Origin of the sequence: Roseobacter sp. CCS2 (assembly GCF_000169435.1) — a bacterium.
Classification (GTDB): Bacteria; Pseudomonadota; Alphaproteobacteria; order Rhodobacterales; family Rhodobacteraceae; genus Yoonia.
Genome location: NZ_AAYB01000001.1, coordinates 410,318 through 430,383 on the forward strand (window position 1 = coordinate 410,318; position 20,066 = coordinate 430,383).

A 20,066-nucleotide genomic window follows, 5' to 3' on the forward strand; every position below is an offset into this window, starting at 1 on the left:
ACCTTACGTGAACAACGCTTAGATACCCCAGATGTAGACTGCGAAGAACAAAAACAGCCAAACCACATCGACAAAGTGCCAGTACCAAGCGGCGGCCTCAAAGCCGACGTGCTTTTCGGGCGTGAAATGCCCAGCCTTTGCCCGCATATAGCAGACAAAGAGGAAGATTGTCCCGATGATCACGTGAAAACCGTGAAACCCGGTTGCCATGAAGAAGTTCGAGAAAAACTTGTCGCCGCCGAATGTCCAATCCTGCTCTACCAGCAGATACCAGTATTCATAGGCCTGAAGACCAGTGAACAGAATACCAAGAACAACAGCCAGCAACAGCCCGTTTTGAAGGTCTTTACGATTGTTTTCGTGGACCAAAGCATGGTGCGCCCATGTGACCGCCATACCGGAACACAGCAAGACCAACGTGTTGATCAGCGGCAGGTGGAATGCGTCAACCTGATAGAACGTTGGCTCAACATATGTGGTGCCAGCGTATTCGCTCATTGGATAGATCGTATGCTTGAAGAACGACCAGAACCAAGCGGCAAAGAACATGACCTCGGACATGATGAACATGATAAAGCCATAGCGCAGGCCGATCCGCACAACCGGAGTGTGATCGCCGACGTTGCTTTCGGCCACAACCTCTGCCCACCAGGCAAACATGACGTAAAGCACAGCGGCCAGACCCATAAGGAAGATATATGGCCCAGAACCATGCATCCACAGGGTCGCCCCGAAGAGCATGAAAAACGCACCCGCACCACCCATAAGCGGCCAGATTGACGGTGGCAGAATGTGATAATCGTGGTTCTTAGCGTGCGCCATGTGGTGCGTTCCCTATCGGCTGGTCTTTAGTAATTTTGTATGGCGTCTTGTGACGTCGGTGTCAAAGCTTGCGGTACGTAAGATGCCTGGATTTCTTCGTCTGGCAAGTCAATTTCATAGAAGGTGTAGCTGAGTGTGATCGTATGCACATATTGCCCTTCACGGTCATCGACGATAGCCGGATCCACGAAGAAACTGACGGGCATCATCACGGTTTCGCCCGGCATCAGTACCTGCTCAACAAAGCAGAAACACTCGATCTTATCGAAGAAAGCACCGGCCTCGTAAGGGGTGACGTTATAGGCCGCCTGCCCCGCAATCGGTACATCCAGCGGATTATGCGCCTCATAGAACGCCAAACCGGTTTCACCGATCCGGATTTCCATTTCACGGACTTCAGGTTTGAAGGTCCATGGCATGTCCCGCTCAAGCGAAGCATCAAAGCGGACCTTGATCGTTTCATCGAGGATCACATCGCTGCCGGTTTCAGCGACATTGGTCGCACCGCCAAAGCCAGTGACGCGGCAGAACCAGTCATAAAACGGGACCGACGCCCAAGCCAGCCCACCCATAAGGATCACGACAGACACGGTTTGCGCCACTGTCCGCTGCGGTCCTTGAAGGTTTGGAAAAAGTTTCATTCGCCTGCCCCCTCTTCTGGGATGATCTGTGGTCGTGCCACGTGGTCAAACCGTTCAAATTGTGCGGCATCGCCAAGCTGCAAAACCTTTACCACCGTCAACCCAAAGATAATGGCGATAAAACCGGCCAAGATCAGGCCAAGCCCATAGTTGCGCCCTTTGCGCCGCTCATGAAGTTCGTGTTCGACTTGCAATGCCATCACCAGCCCCCGATCCCGTAAAGGCGTAGTGCCGCTTCCAGCAGCAGCGCACCGAAATGCGCAAACAGATAGTAAAGCGATACTTTAAAGACCTTGATCTCGACCCGGTGCTTATCGGCCTCGCAATCCGCGTCTGTACGGCGCCAGATGTCATACGCGCCCTTGAGGAACCATGCGTTCATCCAAACGGCAACGGCCATGTATATGGGGCCACCAATGGATGTGAACCCAAGTCCGATCGCAACCGGCACCAGCAAAAGGGTGTAGATTATGATATGCTTGCGTGTCGCATCGCGCCCGTGCGTTTCGGTCAACATCGGCACGCCTGCGTTGCCGTAGTCCGATTTAACAAACAGCGCCAGCGCCCAGAAATGAGGCGGCGTCCACATGAAAATCAACGCGAACATCAGCACACTTTCGATGCCAACCCCACCGGTGGCGACCGCCCAACCGATCATTGGAGGGAATGCGCCAGCGGCACCGCCGATCACGATGTTCTGCGGTGTCGCCCGCTTGAGCCACATGGAATAAATGACAGCATAAAAGAAGATAGTGAATGCGAGCAGAAACGCAGCAAGGAAGTTCGTTGCAAGGGCCAGAAGAACAATGGCAAAGCCTGACAAGGCAAGTCCGATGCCCAGCGCTTCGCCCGGTTCAACCCGGCCTGACGGGATGGGGCGACCCGCCGTCCGCTTCATGCGTGCGTCAATATCGGCATCCCACCACATGTTCAGCGCACCAGACGCACCAGCGCCGACAGCGATGCACAAGATAGCGACAAATCCAATAAAGGGATGAACCGGCACAGGCGCCACCAAAAGCCCCACCAAAGCCGTGAAAACAACCAGCGACATGACGCGTGGTTTCAGCAGGGCAAAATAATCGCCCATGCTTGTCTCATAACTTTGATCTGATGCGCTGATATCGCTCATGCCGGACCTTCAAAACCCATCTGGTGTGGTCGAACCGTTATTGATGTAAGGTGGGCCTTAACCCACCTTACGCTTTAGGATGTGCCAGTCGCCTCAGCGAGCCATGCATCATATGTCTCTTGGCTCACAACCTTGACCGTGATCGGCATATAGGCGTGGTCTTTGCCGCAAAGTTCGGAACATTGCCCAAAGTAGATGCCTTCACGTTCTGCTGCGAACCACAGTTCGGCCAAACGACCGGGAACCGCATCTTGCTTCACACCAAATGCCGGAATGGTCCAAGAATGTATCACATCCGCAGCCGTCACCTGCATCACAACGGTCGCACCGATTGGCACAATGACCGCCGTGTCGGTGGCCAGCAAATATTCTTCCTGACTATAGCCGTTCTCTTCCAACTCATCCCGCGCCAGCATATAGCTGTCGAACTCTACACCGTGGTCAACGTATTCATAGCCCCAGTACCACTGATACCCTGTGACCTTGATCGTGATGTCAGCTTCTGGAATTTCCTGCTGTTTGAACAGTACGGGCAGGGAAAACGCGCCGATAAAGACCAGGATCACGACCGGTACAACTGTCCAAGCCACCTCAAGCGGTGAGTTGTGGGTAAAGGTTGCAGGCTCTGGATTTCTGGTCCGGTTATAGCGGATCGCAACCCATGCCAGCAGACCGGTCACGAACAAAGTGATCGCGGTAATGATCACCAACAGCATGTTGTCCAGCCAGACCACATCACGCGCCAGTTCTGTCGCGGAGGGCTGAAAGCCCATGCCGCGATCAACCGGACGCCCGACAATTTCAAGCTCTTGGTCAATCTGTTGTGCTGTTGCGGCGGACCCCGCCATAATCAGACCGGCTGTGGTCCAAAGTGATGCGACGATGCTGTTTAAACGCATATCATACCCTATCTTGATGCCCCTTGTGCGGGGCGTATCCCTAGCGATTCCATTCCGGCTTTGGACGGAATCCCATTGTATTCGATGGACCGTGTCCCATATCCTGATGAACAACTCAAGAACTGCTATTGCGTCAAACAGACGCTAACGTCACAAAATTCACCCGTGCCCAAGGAAAAATTCATGTCAGCAGACCCGTTTCGCCCGTTTGAGACCAATCTCGATCAGGACACAGCCCTGACACTCTTGCGCGAAGCGACCGCTGGTGCTGATGATGGTGAACTGTTCCTGGAACGCCGCAAGTCCGAAGTCATCTCATTCGATGATGGCCGCATCAAAACCGCGAGCTTTGATGCGTCCGAAGGGTTTGGCCTGCGCGCGGTGCGTGGTGAAACGGCAGGATACGCCCATTCCACCACCATTGACGAACATGCGTTGAAACGCGCTGTTTCGACCGCCCGCCTTGCCGTGGGCGACGGTGGCGGGACAATGGCGGATGCCCCTGCCGGGACCAATCGTAAGCTTTATCCTGATGACGACCCGATGTTGCAAGCCACATTTCCTGCCAAAATCGACCTGCTCCGTGAGATTGATGAATTTGCCCGCGCGCTTGACCCGCGCGTGGTGCAGGTATCGGCCACGGTTGCAGCTTCGCATCAAGAGGTTCTGATCTTGCGCCCGGAAGGCACGTTGGTCACTGATACGCGCCCGATGTCACGCCTGAACATCAGCGTTATCGTTGAAGAAAACTGCAAACGCGAAAGCGGTGGCATGGGCGGCGGTGGCCGTGCTGGCCTGATCGGTCTGATTGGTCGCGATCATTGGGAGCCGGTCGCCCGCGAAGCCCTGCGCATCGCATTGGTGAACCTTGATGCAGAGCCTGCACCTGCGGGCGTCATGGATGTGGTTCTGGGCCCCGGATGGCCCGGTATTTTGCTGCATGAAGCCATTGGGCACGGGCTTGAGGGTGATTTTAACCGCAAAGGTTCAAGTGCCTTTGCAGGCCTGATGGGCCAGCAAATCGCCGCCAAAGGCGTGACCGTACTTGATGACGGCACAATCCCTGATCGGCGCGGATCCATCACCATTGACGATGAAGGCACGCCCAGCGCCAAGAATACCTTGATCGAGGACGGCGTTCTGGTGGGCTATATGCAAGACCGCCAAAATGCGCGCCTGATGGGGGTCGCGCCAACCGGTAATGGACGCCGCGAAAGCTTTGCCCACGCGCCAATGCCACGGATGACAAACACATATATGCTGGCAGGCGATGCCGCACCCGAAGCATTGATCGCCGACCTTAAGGACGGCATTTATGCGGTTGGCTTTGGCGGCGGCCAAGTTGATATCACCAACGGTAAGTTTGTCTTTAGCTGCACCGAGGCATACCGCGTGAAAGACGGTGTGGTGGGTGCGCCTGTGAAAGGGGCGACATTGATTGGTGACGGGGCAACAGCACTCAAACAAATTCGGGGTATCGGCAACGACTTGGCACTTGATCCGGGGATCGGCAATTGCGGCAAGGCAGGCCAGTGGGTGCCTGTTGGCGTCGGCCAACCGAGCCTGTTGATTGGTGGCCTGACGGTTGGCGGTGCCGCCGCTTAGGTGATTCTGTTTTGCTGGAAAAGGCCCACCTACCTGCGCGACATCGGTGATTGCCGCTGCATAGATCCGGTCCGCGCCCGTAAATAACTTAGAAAACGGGCGTTTTGCCTAAACTCGTCCCAGATTGATTCAGAACTCATTAACTTCCATCGCGCTAGAGTGATCACGCAATATGGCGGAGGTTCGGGATGGCCGAAACACATTTATCTTCCAATCACCCCCCACTCCTACCCACCACGGAAGACGAAGCGGTTGACCGCCTTCGCCTATTGCGATCGCGGCGGGTTGGCGTTGCAACATATCGCCGGCTGCTGGCAGAACACGGCAGCGCGGCAGATGCCCTGAACGCTTTGCCTGACGTGGCAAAAGCGGCAGGTGTCACCGATTACGCGATCTGTCCTGAAGGCGTTGTGATGGCGGAACTTAAAGCAGGCAAAGCCGCCGGTGCCAAGTTGCTGGTCGAAGGATCACCGGAATATCCCACAGCATTAAATGATATCAGCGACGCGCCACCTTTGCTTTGGGCCCTTGGCAATGTCGCGCTACTGCAAAAGCCGATGATCGCACTTGTCGGCGCGCGCAACGCCTCATCACTGGGCACACGCATGGCAAAGCGCTTGGGCGCAGATCTGGCTGAGGCTGGCTTTGCCGTCGTGTCAGGCCTCGCTCGTGGGATTGATGCAGCGGCCCATCATGGCGCATTGTCCGGCAGCACGATCGCTGTGATGGCCGGTGGTGTCGACATTATCTATCCGGCGGAAAACACACAACTTGCCCACGATATCGCCAAACGCGGACTGCGCCTTTCTGAGATGCCGATGGGGCTGCAACCGCAAGCACGGCATTTCCCAGCACGTAACAGAATAATCTCAGGCCTCTCGCGTGCGGTGGTGGTGGTGGAAGCCGCAGGAAAGTCCGGCAGTCTGATCACAGCGCGTAATGCGCTTGATCAGGGGCGCGACGTCTTGGCGGTGCCCGGCCATCCCTTTGATGCACGCGCTTGGGGTTGCAATATGTTGATCCGCGATGGTGCGACACTGGTGCGCAATGCAGAAGACGTGATTGATGCGGTGCGCCCGGCAGTTGCGGCGGCACCCGAACTTGATCTGTCTACACCCACCCCGACCGCCGCGACACGTAGCCTGCGCGATGTTGCAGCCCTGCACTCTGAAATTTTGTCACGCCTTGGCAGCGCACCAATTGCGGAAGATCAACTTCTGCGCGACATCAAGGTGGCCGCCACCGAGATCGCACCGGTCCTTGTTGATCTGGAACTTGAAGGCAAAATCACCCGTCAGTCCGGTGGGCTGCTGGCGCGCGTTGTCTGAAAGATCGGGCAATTTTGCGCAAAGATTTTTCCCCTCATTGACATTCGGCAAACAGACGCCACATCTTGCCCAACTTAAGGAACCGCATTTTTCGTAAAGGATTCTCATGCCCGTTGTCGTTGTCGAATCCCCCGCGAAGGCCAAGAAAATAAACGGTTATCTTGGCAGTGACTATACTGTTCTTGCCTCTTATGGCCACGTCCGTGATCTGCCGCCAAAGGACGGGTCGGTCCTGCCGGACGACGATTTTGACATGAAATGGGAAATCGCGTCAGACAGCAAAAAGCACATCAAGGCCATTGTGGACGCACTGAAAAACGACAACGAACTGATCCTCGCAACCGACCCTGACCGCGAAGGCGAAGCCATTTCCTGGCACCTGACCGAGGCGTTGACAGCCAAAAAGGCCATCAAGAAAGATACCCCCGTCAGCCGGGTTGTTTTCAACGCCATTACAAAGTCAGCCGTGACAGACGCAATGGCCAATCCGCGTCAGGTGGATGAACCGTTGGTCGAGGCTTATCTGGCGCGCCGCGCTTTGGATTACCTAGTTGGTTTCAACCTGTCACCTGTCCTGTGGCGTAAACTGCCCGGTGCAAAATCCGCTGGCCGCGTCCAATCTGTTTGCCTGCGCATCATCGTTGAACGCGAGATGGAAATCGAAGCGTTCCGCAATCAGGAATACTGGACGGTCAAGGCACTGCTGCAATCGGCCCGCGGTCAGACATTCGAGGCCCGCCTGACCACACTGGCTGGCAAGAAGCTGGATAAGTTTGATCTTGGCAATGAAACACAGGCCGAAATGGCCGTGCAGGCCATCAGTTCGCGTGACTTGGTGATCAAATCGGTTGAGGCCAAACCAGCCACGCGCAACCCTTCGCCGCCGTTCATGACATCGACCCTGCAACAGGAGGCCAGCCGCAAATTTGGCATGGGTGCCAAGCAAACGATGAGCGTGGCACAACGCCTTTATGAGGCAGGCCTTATTACTTACATGCGGACCGATGGCATTGATATGGCGCCCGAAGCCGTGACCGGTGCGCGCGATGCGATCAAGGCAAAATTTGGTGACAAATACCTGCCAGATCAGCCGCGTATGTATAAAAACAAAGCGAAGAACGCGCAGGAAGCCCACGAATGCATCCGCCCAACTGAGATGTCGGTCAGCACCGAGGACGCGAAGATTGCCGATGCCGATCAGCGCAAGCTTTATGATCTGATCTATAAACGCACCATGGCCAGCCAGATGGCTGCGGCCAAGCTGGAACGCACAGTTGTCGATATCACCAGCGCCGATGAACAGGTCGTGCTGCGCGCCAACGGGCAAGTCATGGTCTTTGACGGCTTTATCGCGATTTACGAGGAAGGCAAGGACGACAGCGTTGTTGACGATGATGACAAGCGCCTGCCGCAACTGACCGAAGGCGAAAAGGCCGATAAGAAATCGGTCAATCCCGAACAGCATTTCACCCAACCACCGCCGCGCTACACTGAGGCGACGCTGGTCAAGCGCATGGAAGAATTGGGCATTGGCCGCCCGTCAACCTATGCCTCGATTGTGACCACCATTCAGGACCGCGGCTATGTCGAGAAGGACAAGAACCGCCTGATCCCACAGGATAAGGGGCGGTTGGTCACGGCGTTCCTGACCAACTATTTCCGCAAATACATTGGGTATGACTTTACCGCCGATCTGGAAAACCAACTGGATGAAGTCAGCGCAGGTGATGCCGACTATAAAAAGGTACTGGGCCAGTTCTGGCGCGATTTTTCGGCCGCGATTGCCGAAACCGCTGATTTGCGCATCACCGAGGTGTTGGAAAAAATCAACGAGGTGCTGGAGCCACATCTGTTCCCGCCAACCGAAGGTGGCAGCGATCCGCGCCTTTGCCCCAACTGCGGGGCTGGCCGTTTGTCAATGCGCACCGCCCGGTCCGGTGGCGCTTTCATTGGCTGTTCGAACTATCCTGAATGTCGTTACACCCGCGCGTTTGGCCCCCCCAACCCAGAAGCAGAGCTTTCGGCCATTCCACCCGAAGGCAAGTTGCTGGGAACGGATGAAGGTGACGAAATCCGCATCTTTAAGGGCCGCTTTGGCCCCTATGCCCAACGGGGTGAAGTGACCGAGGACAACAAGAAACCGAAACGCCAGAGTATTCCCGATGGTTGGGAACCTGAAGAGGTTACGCTTGATCAAGCGCTGATGCTGTTATCCCTGCCTCGTGAATTGGGCCCGCACCCCGAAGATGGTGTGGCCGTTTGGGCGAACCTTGGGCGCTATGGCCCGTATCTGAAACACGCCGAAAGCACATCGCATCGCGGTGGCACCAACGCCAATTTGGAAAGCATTGATGAGGTGTGGACCGTTGGCATGAACCGCGCCGTACAATTGCTGGCCGAAAAGGTCGCGTCGCGTGGTCAACGCGGCAAGGCCGCCGTGCCGGTACGTGAGTTGGGCGAACATCCAGAGGCCGGTGGCCCAGTCAATATCTTTGATGGCAAATATGGACCCTATGTGAAGTGGGAAAAGATCAATGCGACGATCCCGGACACGATAGAACCGTCCGAACTGACGATGGCGCAGGCTGTGCATCTGATTGATGAACGGGCCGAGAAAGCAGGCAAGAAGAAACCTGCCCGCAAAAAGGCGCCTGCGAAAAAGAAAACAGCCGCTAAGAAAAAGCCCGCAGCGAAGAAGGCGAGCTGACCCCTTTCTGCATCGCGGCAATTTATTGACTCTTTTCGGCGTGGGCGGCACAACATGCCCAAACCACGCCGGAGAGTTCGCTGATGAAAAAGATCTACCCCAATGCGGCCGCTGCCCTTGATGGGCTTTTGCATGATGGCATGTTTATTGCGGCTGGCGGTTTTGGCCTATGTGGTATTCCCGAATTGCTGCTTGACGCGATTAAGGATGCTGGCACGCAGGATCTGACGTTTGCGTCAAACAATGCGGGTGTCGATGATTTTGGCATCGGCATTCTACTGCAAACCCGGCAGGTCAAAAAGATGATCAGCTCTTACGTGGGTGAGAATGCTGAGTTTATGCGCCAGTATTTGTCAGGTGAGTTGGAGTTGGAGTTTAACCCGCAAGGCACCTTGGCAGAGCGCATGCGCGCCGGTGGCTGCGGCATTCCCGGTTTTTATACAAAGACCGGTGTGGGCACCGTGATCGCCGATGGCAAAGAGCACAAAGACTTCAACGGCGAGACATGCATCATGGAAGAGGGCATTTTTGCCGATCTATCCATCGTCAAAGCTTGGAAAGCAGATGAAACCGGCAACCTTGTGTTCCGCAAGACAGCCCGCAACTTTAATCCGCCTGCCGCGATGTGTGGTAAAACCTGTGTCGTCGAGGTGGAAGAAATTGTGCCAACCGGTTCGCTTGATCCTGACAGCATTCACCTGCCCGGCATTTATGTGCACCGCCTGATCCAAGGCGAGCATGAAAAGCGGATCGAGCAACGTACAGTAAGGAGCGCATGAAGCATGTGGGATCGCAATCAAATGGCCGCCCGCGCCGCGCAGGAACTGCAAGACGGCTGGTACGTCAACCTGGGGATCGGCATTCCGACCCTCGTGTCCAATTATATTCCAGATGGAATCGAAGTGACCCTGCAATCCGAAAACGGCATGTTGGGCATGGGCCCCTTCCCGATTGAGGGTGAAGAAGACGCTGATCTGATTAATGCAGGCAAGCAGACGATCACTGAACTGCCCCAAACCGCGTACTTTGATAGCGCGCAATCCTTTGGCATGATCCGCGGCGGCAAAATTGCAATGGCGATCTTGGGCGCGATGGAAGTGGCTGAAAACGGCGATCTGGCGAACTGGATGATCCCCGGCAAGCTGGTCAAAGGTATGGGTGGCGCCATGGATTTGGTTGCTGGTGTTGGTCGCGTTGTTGTTGTGATGGATCACACCAACAAACACGGCGTCAGCAAAGTGCTGAAAGAATGCACGCTGCCGCTGACCGGTAAAGCTGTTGTCGACCGGATTATCACCAATCTGGGTGTTCTTGATGTTGTAGAGGGCGGTTTAAAGATCGTCGAAACCGCAGAGGGTGTCACCGAGGACGACCTGCGTGCTGCCACGGAAGCCGCTATTGTCTGATTTGTCTGTCATGCGCGAAAAGGGCGACAAAAAAGGTCGCTATTATATAGTACATGCCTCAGGCCAGAGTGAGCTGACCTTTTCAATCATGTCCGCAAAGCTTGTGATTGCGGATCATACACAAGTCGCCCCCGGCCATGAGGGCGAAGGGATTGGTCTGATCATGTTACGCGAGATGATCGCGGATGCGCGCAGTGAGGGCTTTCAGATTGTTCCGCTTTGCCCCTTCGTAAATGCACAGCGCCGCAAACACCCAGAATGGGCCGATGCGTTTTCGGTCTAGCTGCCGTTCACGTTAAAGACACAAGCATCCGTAATTAATTCAGGTGGCGTTTGGCACAAGCCTTTGGCGACCTGCCATGCGGCAAGAACCTTTGGAACATAGGCGCGGGTTTCACGGAAGGGTGGCACACCTTCGTGCCGACGCACATTGCCTTCGCCAGCGTTATACCCTGCAAGCGCCAGTACCGCGTCATTATCGAAATGATCAAGCAACCATTCCAGATAAGCCACGCCACCTTTGATGTTCTGCGCGGGATCTGTGCTGTTAGTGACGCCAAAGCGCGCAGCAGTCGCAGGCATCAGCTGCATAAGTCCTTCCGCCCCAGCCGAGCTTACCGCGTCAATGCGTCCAGCGCTTTCAACGGAGATGACCGCAAGAACCAAAGCAGGCGACACCGATGTGCCAACTGTTTCAATAAGGATGCTGCGACCATGTGCATTTGCGATGTTCTGCAAGGCCTGTAGCCGGGGCGCAAAGACGCCTTGACCGGATGGCGGATCGTTCAGCTGCGCCATCGCCTTTTGGAACCGCGATGCGCCCTGCGCTGTCAGCTGTGAAGGTACGGTTGTCCAGAACCACTCTAGCCCCGAGGGTTGTGGCAAGGCCACTGCGGCGGCTGCCGCGGGTTCCGGTTCTGGGTCCGCATAAACCGGACCACGCCGGGGGGCGTTGGGATCAATCTGCACGGTGATGCGATTGCTGTCACTTTCTGACGGCACCGGGACCCGTTTGAAGGTAAAGTCAGGTTGTAGTCTTTCGACTTCTGCCAATACCGGCGACGCGCATAAGACTGCACCCGCCATAAGTATGCCTGTTAATCTACGACTCATGTTCTTGCCTGCTCGTGGCTTGTTTGTTCATGTTAAAATGGCAGAAAATCGCCCAAATGCCAGTTTCTAAAGAACAATTCCTGCGATTCCATGCGGATTGAGAGCATTTTGGCAACGGAAACCGCAAGAGATGAACCGGAGATGAATATTTCTTTCATTTAAAAACAATGACTTACGCTACATCATCCGAGTTTTGTTATTTGAGGCGAAAAAAACCGTTTGATGCCAAACTCCCGCCCCAATCAACTGGCTATATGTCTGCATCCAAGACGGCGTTCGCGTTAGCGTACCAATCAAATTGATGCCGGCGCGGAACGAAACAAAACCTGCAATACCCTGAGGAGGGAATGAAATGCTTAACTTTATCAAAAACTTCCGTAACGACGAAGACGGTGCCGTAACAGTTGACTTCGTTGTTCTGACAGCTGCAATCGTTGTACTCGGCCTGGCCGTAGGCAGCGCAGTCAGCCAAGGTGCTACTGATCTGGCAAACGACATCGAAAAAGATCTGAAAGCTCAGTGTTCCGGCGGCAACTGCTAATAAGCTGACGTTGTTCACTTGATACAAAGTAGCGCCGCTTGTTGGTGGCGCTACTTGCACAAATAGCGCATCGCAAATCTAAGAGTGCTTTGTACACGAGCAGATGCTGAACTACCGCCACAGGCAATTTGCATGTCGCGGCAAACAAGTTTCATCATAAGAGAAAGTGAGACAGGCATGAGAAGATTAATTGCTACTTTTCTCGCGGATGATGAAGGTGCCGTCACTGTCGACTTTGTTGTGTTGACCGCTGCGATCTGTCTTTTAGGCGCGATTGTAGTTGGAACATTTGCCGAAGAACCGGTAAGAATAAGTAATAACATCTCGACCTTCATGCAGGATCAGTGCTCCAACGGTTCCTGCTGATATGTAGATTGGGTTTTAACCCATTGCCCCAGAAGCAATGCACTTGATCTTGATACAACCGCTGTATTCTAGAGATAGAGCAGACCAATCTTTAAAGACCACCCAAACTGCCCCCAAAAACTGCTATGCGCGCATAAATGTAACCATTTGTTGTTGATGGCGGCCCTATCCTGGGCTTATTTGCAGAAATAGCTTGTGTTGAACGGTGCATAAAAACTCATGCCTGTCTGTTACTACCGATATAAGGCAACAGACCGCCACGGCGTAAAGTGATGGCTTTATTCAACGCTTCAAAAATTGTTTAACTTCTTTATATCATGTGTAAGCGTAAAGATGTACATGCATGTGCTTTACATCGCTCTGCGGTCATCAATGCGACCGCGGATCATAAACAAATAGGCCATCCGACTGGATGGCCCGAATTGCAGAGGCCTACGAATGCGAGCAGTTTTTGGATTGGTACTTTTGGTCGGCATGGGACTGGCAGGTTTTGCCGTGTACATGGTCAATCAGTATATGGATACGCAAGCTTCCGCGTTGGAGCAAGAACGTCAGCGTTCGGCTACAGCCATTCGCACTGTCGACATCTACGCCCCATCACGAGACCTTACTTATGGTGAACTGTTGACGGCAGACGATGTACAAATCATCAAATACGCCCGCGATCACTTGCCAGAAGGCGTGTTCGCCACTGAGGAAGAGCTTTTCCCGGAAGGTTTGAACACTCCGCGCGTTGTGCGTTTGCCGATGCAAGTGAACGAGCCGATTTTGACCGCCAAAGTAACAGAAGCGGGTGCGCCGCAAGGGATCACTGCATTGTTGGATTCGGGCATGCGCGCTTTTCCTTTGCCCGACAGCATAACACGGGCGTTCGCCAGCGAGCTTCGCCCGACGGACCTGATTGATCTTTATTGGATCGGTAGAGTGGGTAATGGTCCAAGCAGCTCCCGCCTAGTCAAAAGCCGCATGGAAATCATTTCCTTGGAACCGAGCGTTGTCATTCAGGTGTCGCAGGAAGACTTCGCTGACCTTCAGGTTCTGAGTGCAGCGGGATCGCTTTCCCTGACACCAGTTGGTCGCGATGACCTCGAGGCAGGTGACCTGACCATTGAGACCAACATTCGCGACGTACTTGGTATTGTCGCCCCAGTGGTAGAAGAGACGGTAGAAGAAGCCGCTCCGGAACGTTGCTTTGTGACGCAGCGCAGCGGGACTGAGCGTCTACAGGTTGAGGTCGAGTGCGCTAACTAACCGCCCTGACTTTTTGAAATCTCAAAACACTCTTGCGCCACGCTAAATCTTGTGTGTGGCGCAACATCTTCACACACAGAATTGCGAGTGTTGCGTTTTATCCACATTCGCTATGTCGTGCAAAGCCTTGATTCTTGCAATAAATCTGGAACTGTCCCATGGTCATCCAATCATGGGCGGGAAGACCCGTTAAAACGAGGCGTGATCGGAGAGGCAGGTCACTTATGAAATATGACAAATTCTTAAAGGCAGCTATTGCTGGCTTAACGTTGTCGCTTACAGCGGCAGCACCTAGTATCGCACCGGCCGAAACACTGCGCGTCTTGCGCGGTGCGGCGTCCAGTGCACTGAGCGTTCCGATGAGTCGGGCCGTTGTGGTGGAGAGCGATGTGCCCTTTACCGAACTATCTATCGCGAACCCTGGCATTGCGGACATTTCGTCTTTGTCGGATCGTACAATCTATGTTTTGGGTAAAGAGCCCGGTCGTACGACACTGACCTTGCTTGGCGAAAACGGTCGTTTGATTACGAACGTGGAAATTCATGTATCCCCCGATATGGCAGAATTCAAAGAGCGTCTGACGCAGATTTTGCCCGGTGAAAACATCGAAGTCCGTACAGCCAACGATGGTATTGTGTTGTCCGGTACAGTCAGCTCAATCGCACGACTTGATCGCGCGCTTGATTTGGCCGAACGGTACGCACCAGAACGTGTGTCCAACCTAATGATGGTTGGTGGCACACAGCAGGTTATGCTGAAAGTTCGTTTCGCAGAGATGCAGCGGTCTGTCAGTAAAGCATTATCAACTTCGGTCGCATTAAGCGGTCTTGGTTTTGACGATGACGTCAGCATCACAGGCGGTACGAACCGAACTATTGGTCAGTCTGCAATCAATGGCGCGCTATCTGGTTCAGTTCCAGGATCTAACGCCAACAACGGCGCGGTTCTGTTTGGATTTGGCGCAGGTGGTCTAGAAGTAGGCATTTTGCTCGAAGCGCTGGAAACACGTGGTGTTGTACGGTCTTTGGCAGAACCGAATTTGACTGCACTCAGCGGTCAGGAAGCAACCTTCCTCGCGGGTGGTGAATATCCAGTACCTACAGCCAACGACGGCGGTACAATTTCGGTTGAGTTCAGACCTTTTGGTGTCGAGTTGAGCTTTGTTCCACGCGTTGTTGATCACGACATCATCAATTTGGAACTGTCAGCAGCTGTATCAGCGATTGACCCATCCAATGGTTTCCAAGCCAATGGTTTCTCGGTCGACGCGTTTACACGTCGCGAAACTTCAACCACGGTTGAGATGCGTGATGGTGAAAGCTTTGCGATCGCAGGCCTGTTGTCTGACGACTTTACCGACCTGAATGGCCAGTTGCCTTGGGTTGGTGATATCCCAGTCCTCGGGGCCTTGTTCCGCAGTGCAGAATATGCGCGTCGTCAAACAGAGCTGGTCATTATTGTTACGCCGCACCTTGTGTCACCGACACGTGGCGAAGCACTGGCATTGCCAACAGACCGGGTACGTCCACCAACCGAGCAAGGCTTGTTCTTGTTTGGCCAGGTAGCGAACGAAGGTGGCCCATCTAGCGGTGGTGCAGGCGAAGTGGCACGCCAGGACTTTAGCGGGTCCTATGGCTATGTCCTTGACGAATGATTGGAGCGTAAGTCGATGAAATATGTAATCACAGCGGCCATTGCAGCCGCAACACTTAGCGCCTGTTCGTCAGCGGATCGGCAAGTTGGTACAGCTTCTTTCTTTACAGAAGCTGGGTCAGCCCTCGATGCGGGTGATTTTGGCGAAGCCACGATGAACAACCGCCTCGTACAGACCGGTGCACAGGATTATACCATTAACCTAGCGCGTCGTTTTGCAGCAGAAGTGAACACGACGGTTAACTTCGCTTTCAATTCCACAGTGCTTGACGCGGATGCGCGCAGCACGCTGATGAGGCAGGCGGATTGGATCCGACAGTTCCCTGAAGTGCGCTTCAAGGTCTACGGTCATACTGACTTGGTCGGTAGCCAAGGCTACAACCGTTCGCTCGGCCTGCGCCGTGCACAAGCAGCTGTTGCGTTCTTGGCCTCGCAAGGCATCAATCGCAATCGACTAGAAGCGGTCGTTTCCTTTGGTGAGACACAGCCGCTTGTTGTAACCGACGGTCGCGAACGTCGCAACCGCCGTACAGTGACCGAGGTCACCGGGTTTGTTGAGAGCGATCCGTTGGTGTTGAACGGAAAATATGCCGAGATCATCTTCCGTGACTATGTGCAAAGTGCGTCACAACAGGTCACAACGTCAGCAGGCGAATTCGGCGGTTAATACTGTCCTTTTGACGCCGGATCTTTGGGTCCGGCGTCAACTTACGACCAAACAATGGCAAATCGTAGCAAGTATCTGCACAGTAGCTCTGATTTGGTCCTATTATCGACAAAATTCCCAGTAATGTTGAGATCAGACGCGTAACTTGCCGCAGGGATGTGGGCAAACCAGTGTGTTATGCTAGGCTTGCCTTTATCCGTGGCAAACATTGAATATAATTACCGTGATGGGGACATCAAAGACATGAATACAAGCCCGGTCGTCCAGAGCGATCCTCCACAGATTGTCGCATGCACGATCAGCCGTGATGTGCAGAATTTTGACCTTCTGATCGAAGACATGGAAGCCGCCTTGGGTGATGCCTGGGGTGATTTGGGCTTTGACGATGCAGCTGCATTTTTGGGCCAGCCCGACGCAAAAAGCCTGCAATTTGTCACCATTGCGATGGATGCTGAAGATGAAGACAATCTTGCCGGCATCTCAGGCGTTATCAGCGCTGCGAAAGAGGCCCAAATCAAGGTTATTTTGATTGCCGAGGACGTAAGCCCGACGGCGCTTCACCAGCTTTTGCGCGAAGGCGGCGACGAATTTGTCCCCTATCCCTTGCCAGAAAACGAGCTCGCCCGCGCGATTGAACGTGTTCTGACGAAAGAAGATCCTCAAGCGCCACAAAGCGGCGAAAAGAGTTTCAAAACAACTGGTGATCGTTCAGGCGTGATTATTCCTGTGCATGGTCTCGCGGGTGGTACAGGCGCATCGATGATGGCAGTCAACCTCGCTTGGGAATTGGCGAATATTGAGGGTGAAGAACCAGCAAAGGTTTGTTTGCTTGATCTGGACTTTCAGTTTGGGTCGGCTTCAACCTATCTTGACCTTCCACGCCGCGAAGCGGTTTTGGAGCTGTTGACAGATACAGCCACAATGGACGCCGAATCGTTCATGCAGGCCATGCTTACGTTTGGTGATAAGTTGCATGTTTTGACGGCGCCGATGGACATGATTCCATTGGATATGATCACACCGGAAGACATTGGCCGCTTGATCGAGATGGCAAGTAGCCATTTTGACTATGTAATCATCGATATGCCCTCGACTATGGTTGAATGGTCGCAGACTGTCCTTGAGATGGCTCACGTCTATTTTGCAATGATTGAACTGGATATGCGCTCTGCGCAAAATACGCTGCGCCTGAAGCGCGCGCTGCAATCCGAAGACTTACCGTTTGAGAAAATCCGGTTTGTTCTGAACCGTGCGCCTGGATTTACAGATATGAACGGGAAAAGCCGCGTAAAACGTCTGTCTGACAATTTGGGCATCTCGATTGAAGTTCAACTGCCTGATGGCGGCAAACCCGTCATGCAAGCCACGGATCACGGCGCCCCACTGGCCGAGACGATTGCCAAAAATGCACTTCGCAAGGAGATCCTGAAACTTGCGAAATCTATTCATGAAGTGAACGAAGCTGATGCTGCCGAAGCAAGAGCTTAAGAGGTAACGCAATGTTTTCAAAATACAAAAAACCATCCCTCCCTGGCGACGCAGGCAAACCAGCGTCGGCTGCTTCCTCTAAAATTGATGCGGCCGTCGTTGCGGCAGCCAAACCAGAGGAAACGCGCCAGCCGCTTATAAAGACCGCACCGGCGCGGCGTCCTGGTGAGGTTGCACCGATGGACAAAGACAAGCGCCGTAAAGAACGGTTGGGCGAGATCAAGCTGGAATTGCACAAAGCGTTGCTCGACAATCTCAACCTTGCTGCCCTCGACACTGCGTCCGAGCAAGAATTGCGCACTGAGATCAATGCAATTGCTAACGAAACCCTTGAAGATATGGGTATCGTGCTGAACCGCGATGAGCGTCAGACTCTAAGCCAGGATCTGTTCTTCGAAGTGACAGGTCTGGGCCCGCTTGAAACTCTGCTGAAAGATGACACCGTCAACGATATTTTGGTGAACGGGCCGCAGCAGATTTTTGTGGAACGCGACGGTAACCTTGAACTGACAGACATTACGTTCAAGGACGAACGTCACCTTTTACGCATCATCGACAAGATTGTTTCGGCGGTTGGACGTCGTGTTGACGAATCCAACCCATATGTTGATGCCCGTTTGGCCGATGGTTCGCGTTTCAACGCCATGGTGCCACCCATTGCGGTGGACGGATCACTAGTTTCTATTCGTAAGTTCAAAAAAGACAAGCTTGGTATCGAGGAACTGGTCAAATTCGGTGCCTTCACCGAGGAAATGGCTGCCTATTTACAAGCTGCCGTGTCAACGCGGCTGAACGTGATTGTATCCGGTGGTACAGGTTCTGGTAAGACAACCACGCTTAACGCGCTATCGGGCTTCATCGACGATGATGAACGCATCCTGACGATTGAGGATACAGCGGAACTTCAACTGCAACAGACACACGTTGGCCGAATGGAAAGTCGCCCACCAAACGTCGAAGGCCGCGGCGGTGTTTCACAGCGTGATTGCCTGAAAAACGCACTGCGTATGCGCCCTGACCGCATTATTGTGGGTGAAACGCGTGGCGAAGAGGTTATCGACATGTTGCAGGCCATGAACACAGGTCACGACGGATCAATGACTACGATTCACGCCAACAGCGCACGAGACGGTGTTTCGCGTTTGGAAAATATGATCGCGATGGCCGGCATTGAGATGCCGATCAAAGCGATGCGAAGCCAAATTTCTTCTGCTGTGAACCTCATCGTGCAGGCATCACGCTTGCAAGATGGTTCGCGCCGCATGACGTCGATCACAGAAATCACCGGCATGGAAGGCGACGTTATTTCGATGCAGGAAATCTTTCGCTATCAGCGCGTCGGCCTGACGCCTGACAACAAGATTATCGGTCACTTCACAGCGACCGGTGTGCGAAGCCACTTCTCAGAGCGGTTCAAGCTTTGGGGTTATGATCTGCCACCTGCCATCTTTGAACCGATGGTCGCGGAGTAAACGACATGATTTCAGTTGAACCACTCATTTATGTCCTGATCTTTGTCGCCGTTCTGGCGCTGGTTCAGGGTGCCTATCTTGTGATCTTTGGCAAATCTATCAGCATGGATGGTAAGGTAAACCGCCGTCTTGATATGCTTGACAAGGGCGGTAGCCGTGAACAGGTGCTTGATCAACTCCGCAAGGAGATGACGCAGCATATGAAGTCACAAAGCATTCCGATCTATGCTTTGTTGGCTGATCGGGCGCAAAAAGCGAACATTGTATTCACCCCTATTCAGTTGATCATCATGATGTTCGTCCTGAGCGGTGTTTCATTTGGGCTGTTGACCATACTAACCGGTGTGGGTGTTCCAATCCGCATTCTTGTTGCTGTGTTGATGGGCGTTGGTGGCATCTATGTCTGGGTGAATGGCAAAGCCAAGAAACGCATGAATATGTTGGCCGAACAGTTGCCAGAGGCCGTTGAATTGATGGTCCGATCATTGCGTGTTGGCCATCCGTTTTCATCCGCTATCGCAATCGTTGCGCGTGAGGTCCCCGACCCACTGGGAACAGAGATTGGGATGATTTCGGACGAAGCTGCTTATGGTCGCGACATGGGTGAAACGCTCAAGTCTATGGCAGAGCGCTTGGATAACCAGGACATGCGCTTTTTGGCTGTTGCTGTGACCATTCAGCAAACGTCAGGTGGTAACCTTGCCGAAATCCTTGATGGTCTGGCCAAGGTGATCCGTGCCCGTTTCCGTCTGTTCCGCCGGGTTGCGGCGATTACAGCAGAAGCGAAATGGTCAGGCAATCTTTTGTCTGCATTCCCCATCTTTGCGCTGATGGGTATCAATTTGGTGAAGCCAGACTATTATGATGATGTCATGGAAAGCCCGCTGTTTATTCCGGCGGTTCTGATTGTTGTCGCATTTTTGGTTGTGAACCTGCTGGTGATGCGTGCCTTGGTTGATATCAAGGTCTAGGGG

At 53.7% G+C, this 20,066-nt stretch carries 20 protein-coding genes; 14 read left to right on the forward strand and 6 right to left on the reverse strand.

Annotated elements, in window-relative coordinates:
- Positions 1 to 18: 18 nt before the first annotated feature.
- From RCCS2_RS02085 to coxB, 5 genes are all read right to left on the reverse strand, one after another.
- Positions 19 to 822 carry a cytochrome c oxidase subunit 3 gene (locus RCCS2_RS02085; RefSeq protein ID WP_037293041.1) on the reverse strand — a complete coding sequence of 268 codons (804 nt, stop codon included), beginning with the start codon at positions 820 to 822 and terminating at the stop codon, positions 19 to 21.
- A gap of 26 nt (positions 823 to 848) precedes the next feature.
- Positions 849 to 1,463 carry a cytochrome c oxidase assembly protein gene (locus RCCS2_RS02090; RefSeq protein WP_008230940.1) on the reverse strand — a complete coding sequence of 205 codons (615 nt, stop codon included), beginning with the start codon at positions 1,461 to 1,463 and terminating at the stop codon, positions 849 to 851.
- Positions 1,460 to 1,663: a hypothetical protein gene (locus tag RCCS2_RS02095; RefSeq protein ID WP_008230941.1), complete on the reverse strand. Its 204-nt coding sequence runs from the start codon at positions 1,661 to 1,663 to the stop codon at positions 1,460 to 1,462. The genes RCCS2_RS02090 and RCCS2_RS02095 overlap by 4 nt, the downstream gene beginning before the upstream one ends.
- Positions 1,663 to 2,595: a heme o synthase gene (gene cyoE, locus RCCS2_RS02100; protein ID WP_008230942.1), complete on the reverse strand. Its 933-nt coding sequence runs from the start codon at positions 2,593 to 2,595 to the stop codon at positions 1,663 to 1,665. Before cyoE ends, RCCS2_RS02095 begins: the two co-directional genes overlap by 1 nt.
- Before the next feature lie 74 nt (positions 2,596 to 2,669).
- A complete protein-coding gene (gene coxB, locus RCCS2_RS02105; RefSeq protein ID WP_008230943.1) occupies positions 2,670 to 3,494 on the reverse strand; it encodes a cytochrome c oxidase subunit II in 825 nt (274 codons plus the stop codon).
- Between the two features lie 183 nt (positions 3,495 to 3,677).
- Here coxB and tldD point away from each other — a divergent pair, with 183 nt between their 5' ends.
- The 6 genes from tldD to RCCS2_RS02135 all read left to right on the forward strand — a co-directional run bounded on the left by tldD (position 3,678) and on the right by RCCS2_RS02135 (position 10,823).
- A complete protein-coding gene (gene tldD, locus RCCS2_RS02110; protein ID WP_037293407.1) occupies positions 3,678 to 5,099 on the forward strand; it encodes a metalloprotease TldD in 1,422 nt (473 codons plus the stop codon).
- A gap of 188 nt (positions 5,100 to 5,287) precedes the next feature.
- Positions 5,288 to 6,427, forward strand: a complete 1,140-nt coding sequence (dprA, locus tag RCCS2_RS02115) for a DNA-processing protein DprA (protein WP_008230946.1) — start codon at positions 5,288 to 5,290, stop codon at positions 6,425 to 6,427.
- Between the two features lie 106 nt (positions 6,428 to 6,533).
- Positions 6,534 to 9,134, forward strand: coding sequence for a type I DNA topoisomerase (gene topA, locus RCCS2_RS02120; protein ID WP_008230948.1), 2,601 nt, complete (start codon positions 6,534 to 6,536; stop codon positions 9,132 to 9,134).
- Positions 9,135 to 9,217: 83 nt separating this feature from the next.
- Positions 9,218 to 9,913, forward strand: coding sequence for a CoA transferase subunit A (locus tag RCCS2_RS02125; RefSeq protein ID WP_008230949.1), 696 nt, complete (start codon positions 9,218 to 9,220; stop codon positions 9,911 to 9,913).
- 3 nt (positions 9,914 to 9,916) lie between these two features.
- Positions 9,917 to 10,540: a 3-oxoacid CoA-transferase subunit B gene (locus RCCS2_RS02130; protein ID WP_008230953.1), complete on the forward strand. Its 624-nt coding sequence runs from the start codon at positions 9,917 to 9,919 to the stop codon at positions 10,538 to 10,540.
- A 10-nt stretch (positions 10,541 to 10,550) separates the two neighbouring features.
- Positions 10,551 to 10,823, forward strand: coding sequence for a GNAT family N-acetyltransferase (locus tag RCCS2_RS02135; RefSeq protein ID WP_008230955.1), 273 nt, complete (start codon positions 10,551 to 10,553; stop codon positions 10,821 to 10,823).
- Here the strand turns inward: RCCS2_RS02135 and RCCS2_RS02140 are convergent.
- Positions 10,820 to 11,653, reverse strand: a complete 834-nt coding sequence (locus RCCS2_RS02140; RefSeq protein ID WP_050770767.1) for a lytic transglycosylase domain-containing protein — start codon at positions 11,651 to 11,653, stop codon at positions 10,820 to 10,822. The two genes, RCCS2_RS02135 and RCCS2_RS02140, sit on opposite strands and share 4 nt — an antisense overlap.
- Positions 11,654 to 12,005: 352 nt before the next feature.
- Here RCCS2_RS02140 and RCCS2_RS02145 point away from each other — a divergent pair, with 352 nt between their 5' ends.
- The 8 genes from RCCS2_RS02145 to RCCS2_RS02180 all read left to right on the forward strand — a co-directional run bounded on the left by RCCS2_RS02145 (position 12,006) and on the right by RCCS2_RS02180 (position 20,063).
- Positions 12,006 to 12,194, forward strand: a complete 189-nt coding sequence (locus RCCS2_RS02145; protein WP_037293047.1) for a Flp family type IVb pilin — start codon at positions 12,006 to 12,008, stop codon at positions 12,192 to 12,194.
- Between the two features lie 132 nt (positions 12,195 to 12,326).
- Entirely contained in the window at positions 12,327 to 12,560 is a 234-nt protein-coding gene (locus tag RCCS2_RS02150; protein WP_232204223.1) for a hypothetical protein, read from the forward strand.
- Positions 12,561 to 12,998: 438 nt separating this feature from the next.
- Positions 12,999 to 13,811, forward strand: a complete 813-nt coding sequence (gene cpaB, locus RCCS2_RS02155; RefSeq protein WP_037293049.1) for a Flp pilus assembly protein CpaB — start codon at positions 12,999 to 13,001, stop codon at positions 13,809 to 13,811.
- A gap of 224 nt (positions 13,812 to 14,035) precedes the next feature.
- The gene (locus RCCS2_RS02160; protein WP_008230963.1) at positions 14,036 to 15,466 is read left to right on the forward strand and encodes a type II and III secretion system protein family protein; all 1,431 of its coding nucleotides are present in this window, start codon (positions 14,036 to 14,038) and stop codon (positions 15,464 to 15,466) included.
- A 15-nt stretch (positions 15,467 to 15,481) separates the two neighbouring features.
- A complete protein-coding gene (locus tag RCCS2_RS02165) occupies positions 15,482 to 16,132 on the forward strand; it encodes an OmpA family protein (protein WP_008230964.1) in 651 nt (216 codons plus the stop codon).
- 243 nt (positions 16,133 to 16,375) lie between these two features.
- On the forward strand, positions 16,376 to 17,620 hold the full coding sequence (locus RCCS2_RS02170) for an AAA family ATPase (protein WP_037293410.1): 1,245 nt from the start codon (positions 16,376 to 16,378) through the stop codon (positions 17,618 to 17,620).
- 11 nt (positions 17,621 to 17,631) lie between these two features.
- On the forward strand, positions 17,632 to 19,092 hold the full coding sequence (locus tag RCCS2_RS02175) for a CpaF family protein (protein WP_008230966.1): 1,461 nt from the start codon (positions 17,632 to 17,634) through the stop codon (positions 19,090 to 19,092).
- 5 nt (positions 19,093 to 19,097) lie between these two features.
- A complete protein-coding gene (locus RCCS2_RS02180) occupies positions 19,098 to 20,063 on the forward strand; it encodes a type II secretion system F family protein (protein WP_008230967.1) in 966 nt (321 codons plus the stop codon).
- Positions 20,064 to 20,066 lie beyond the last annotated feature (3 nt).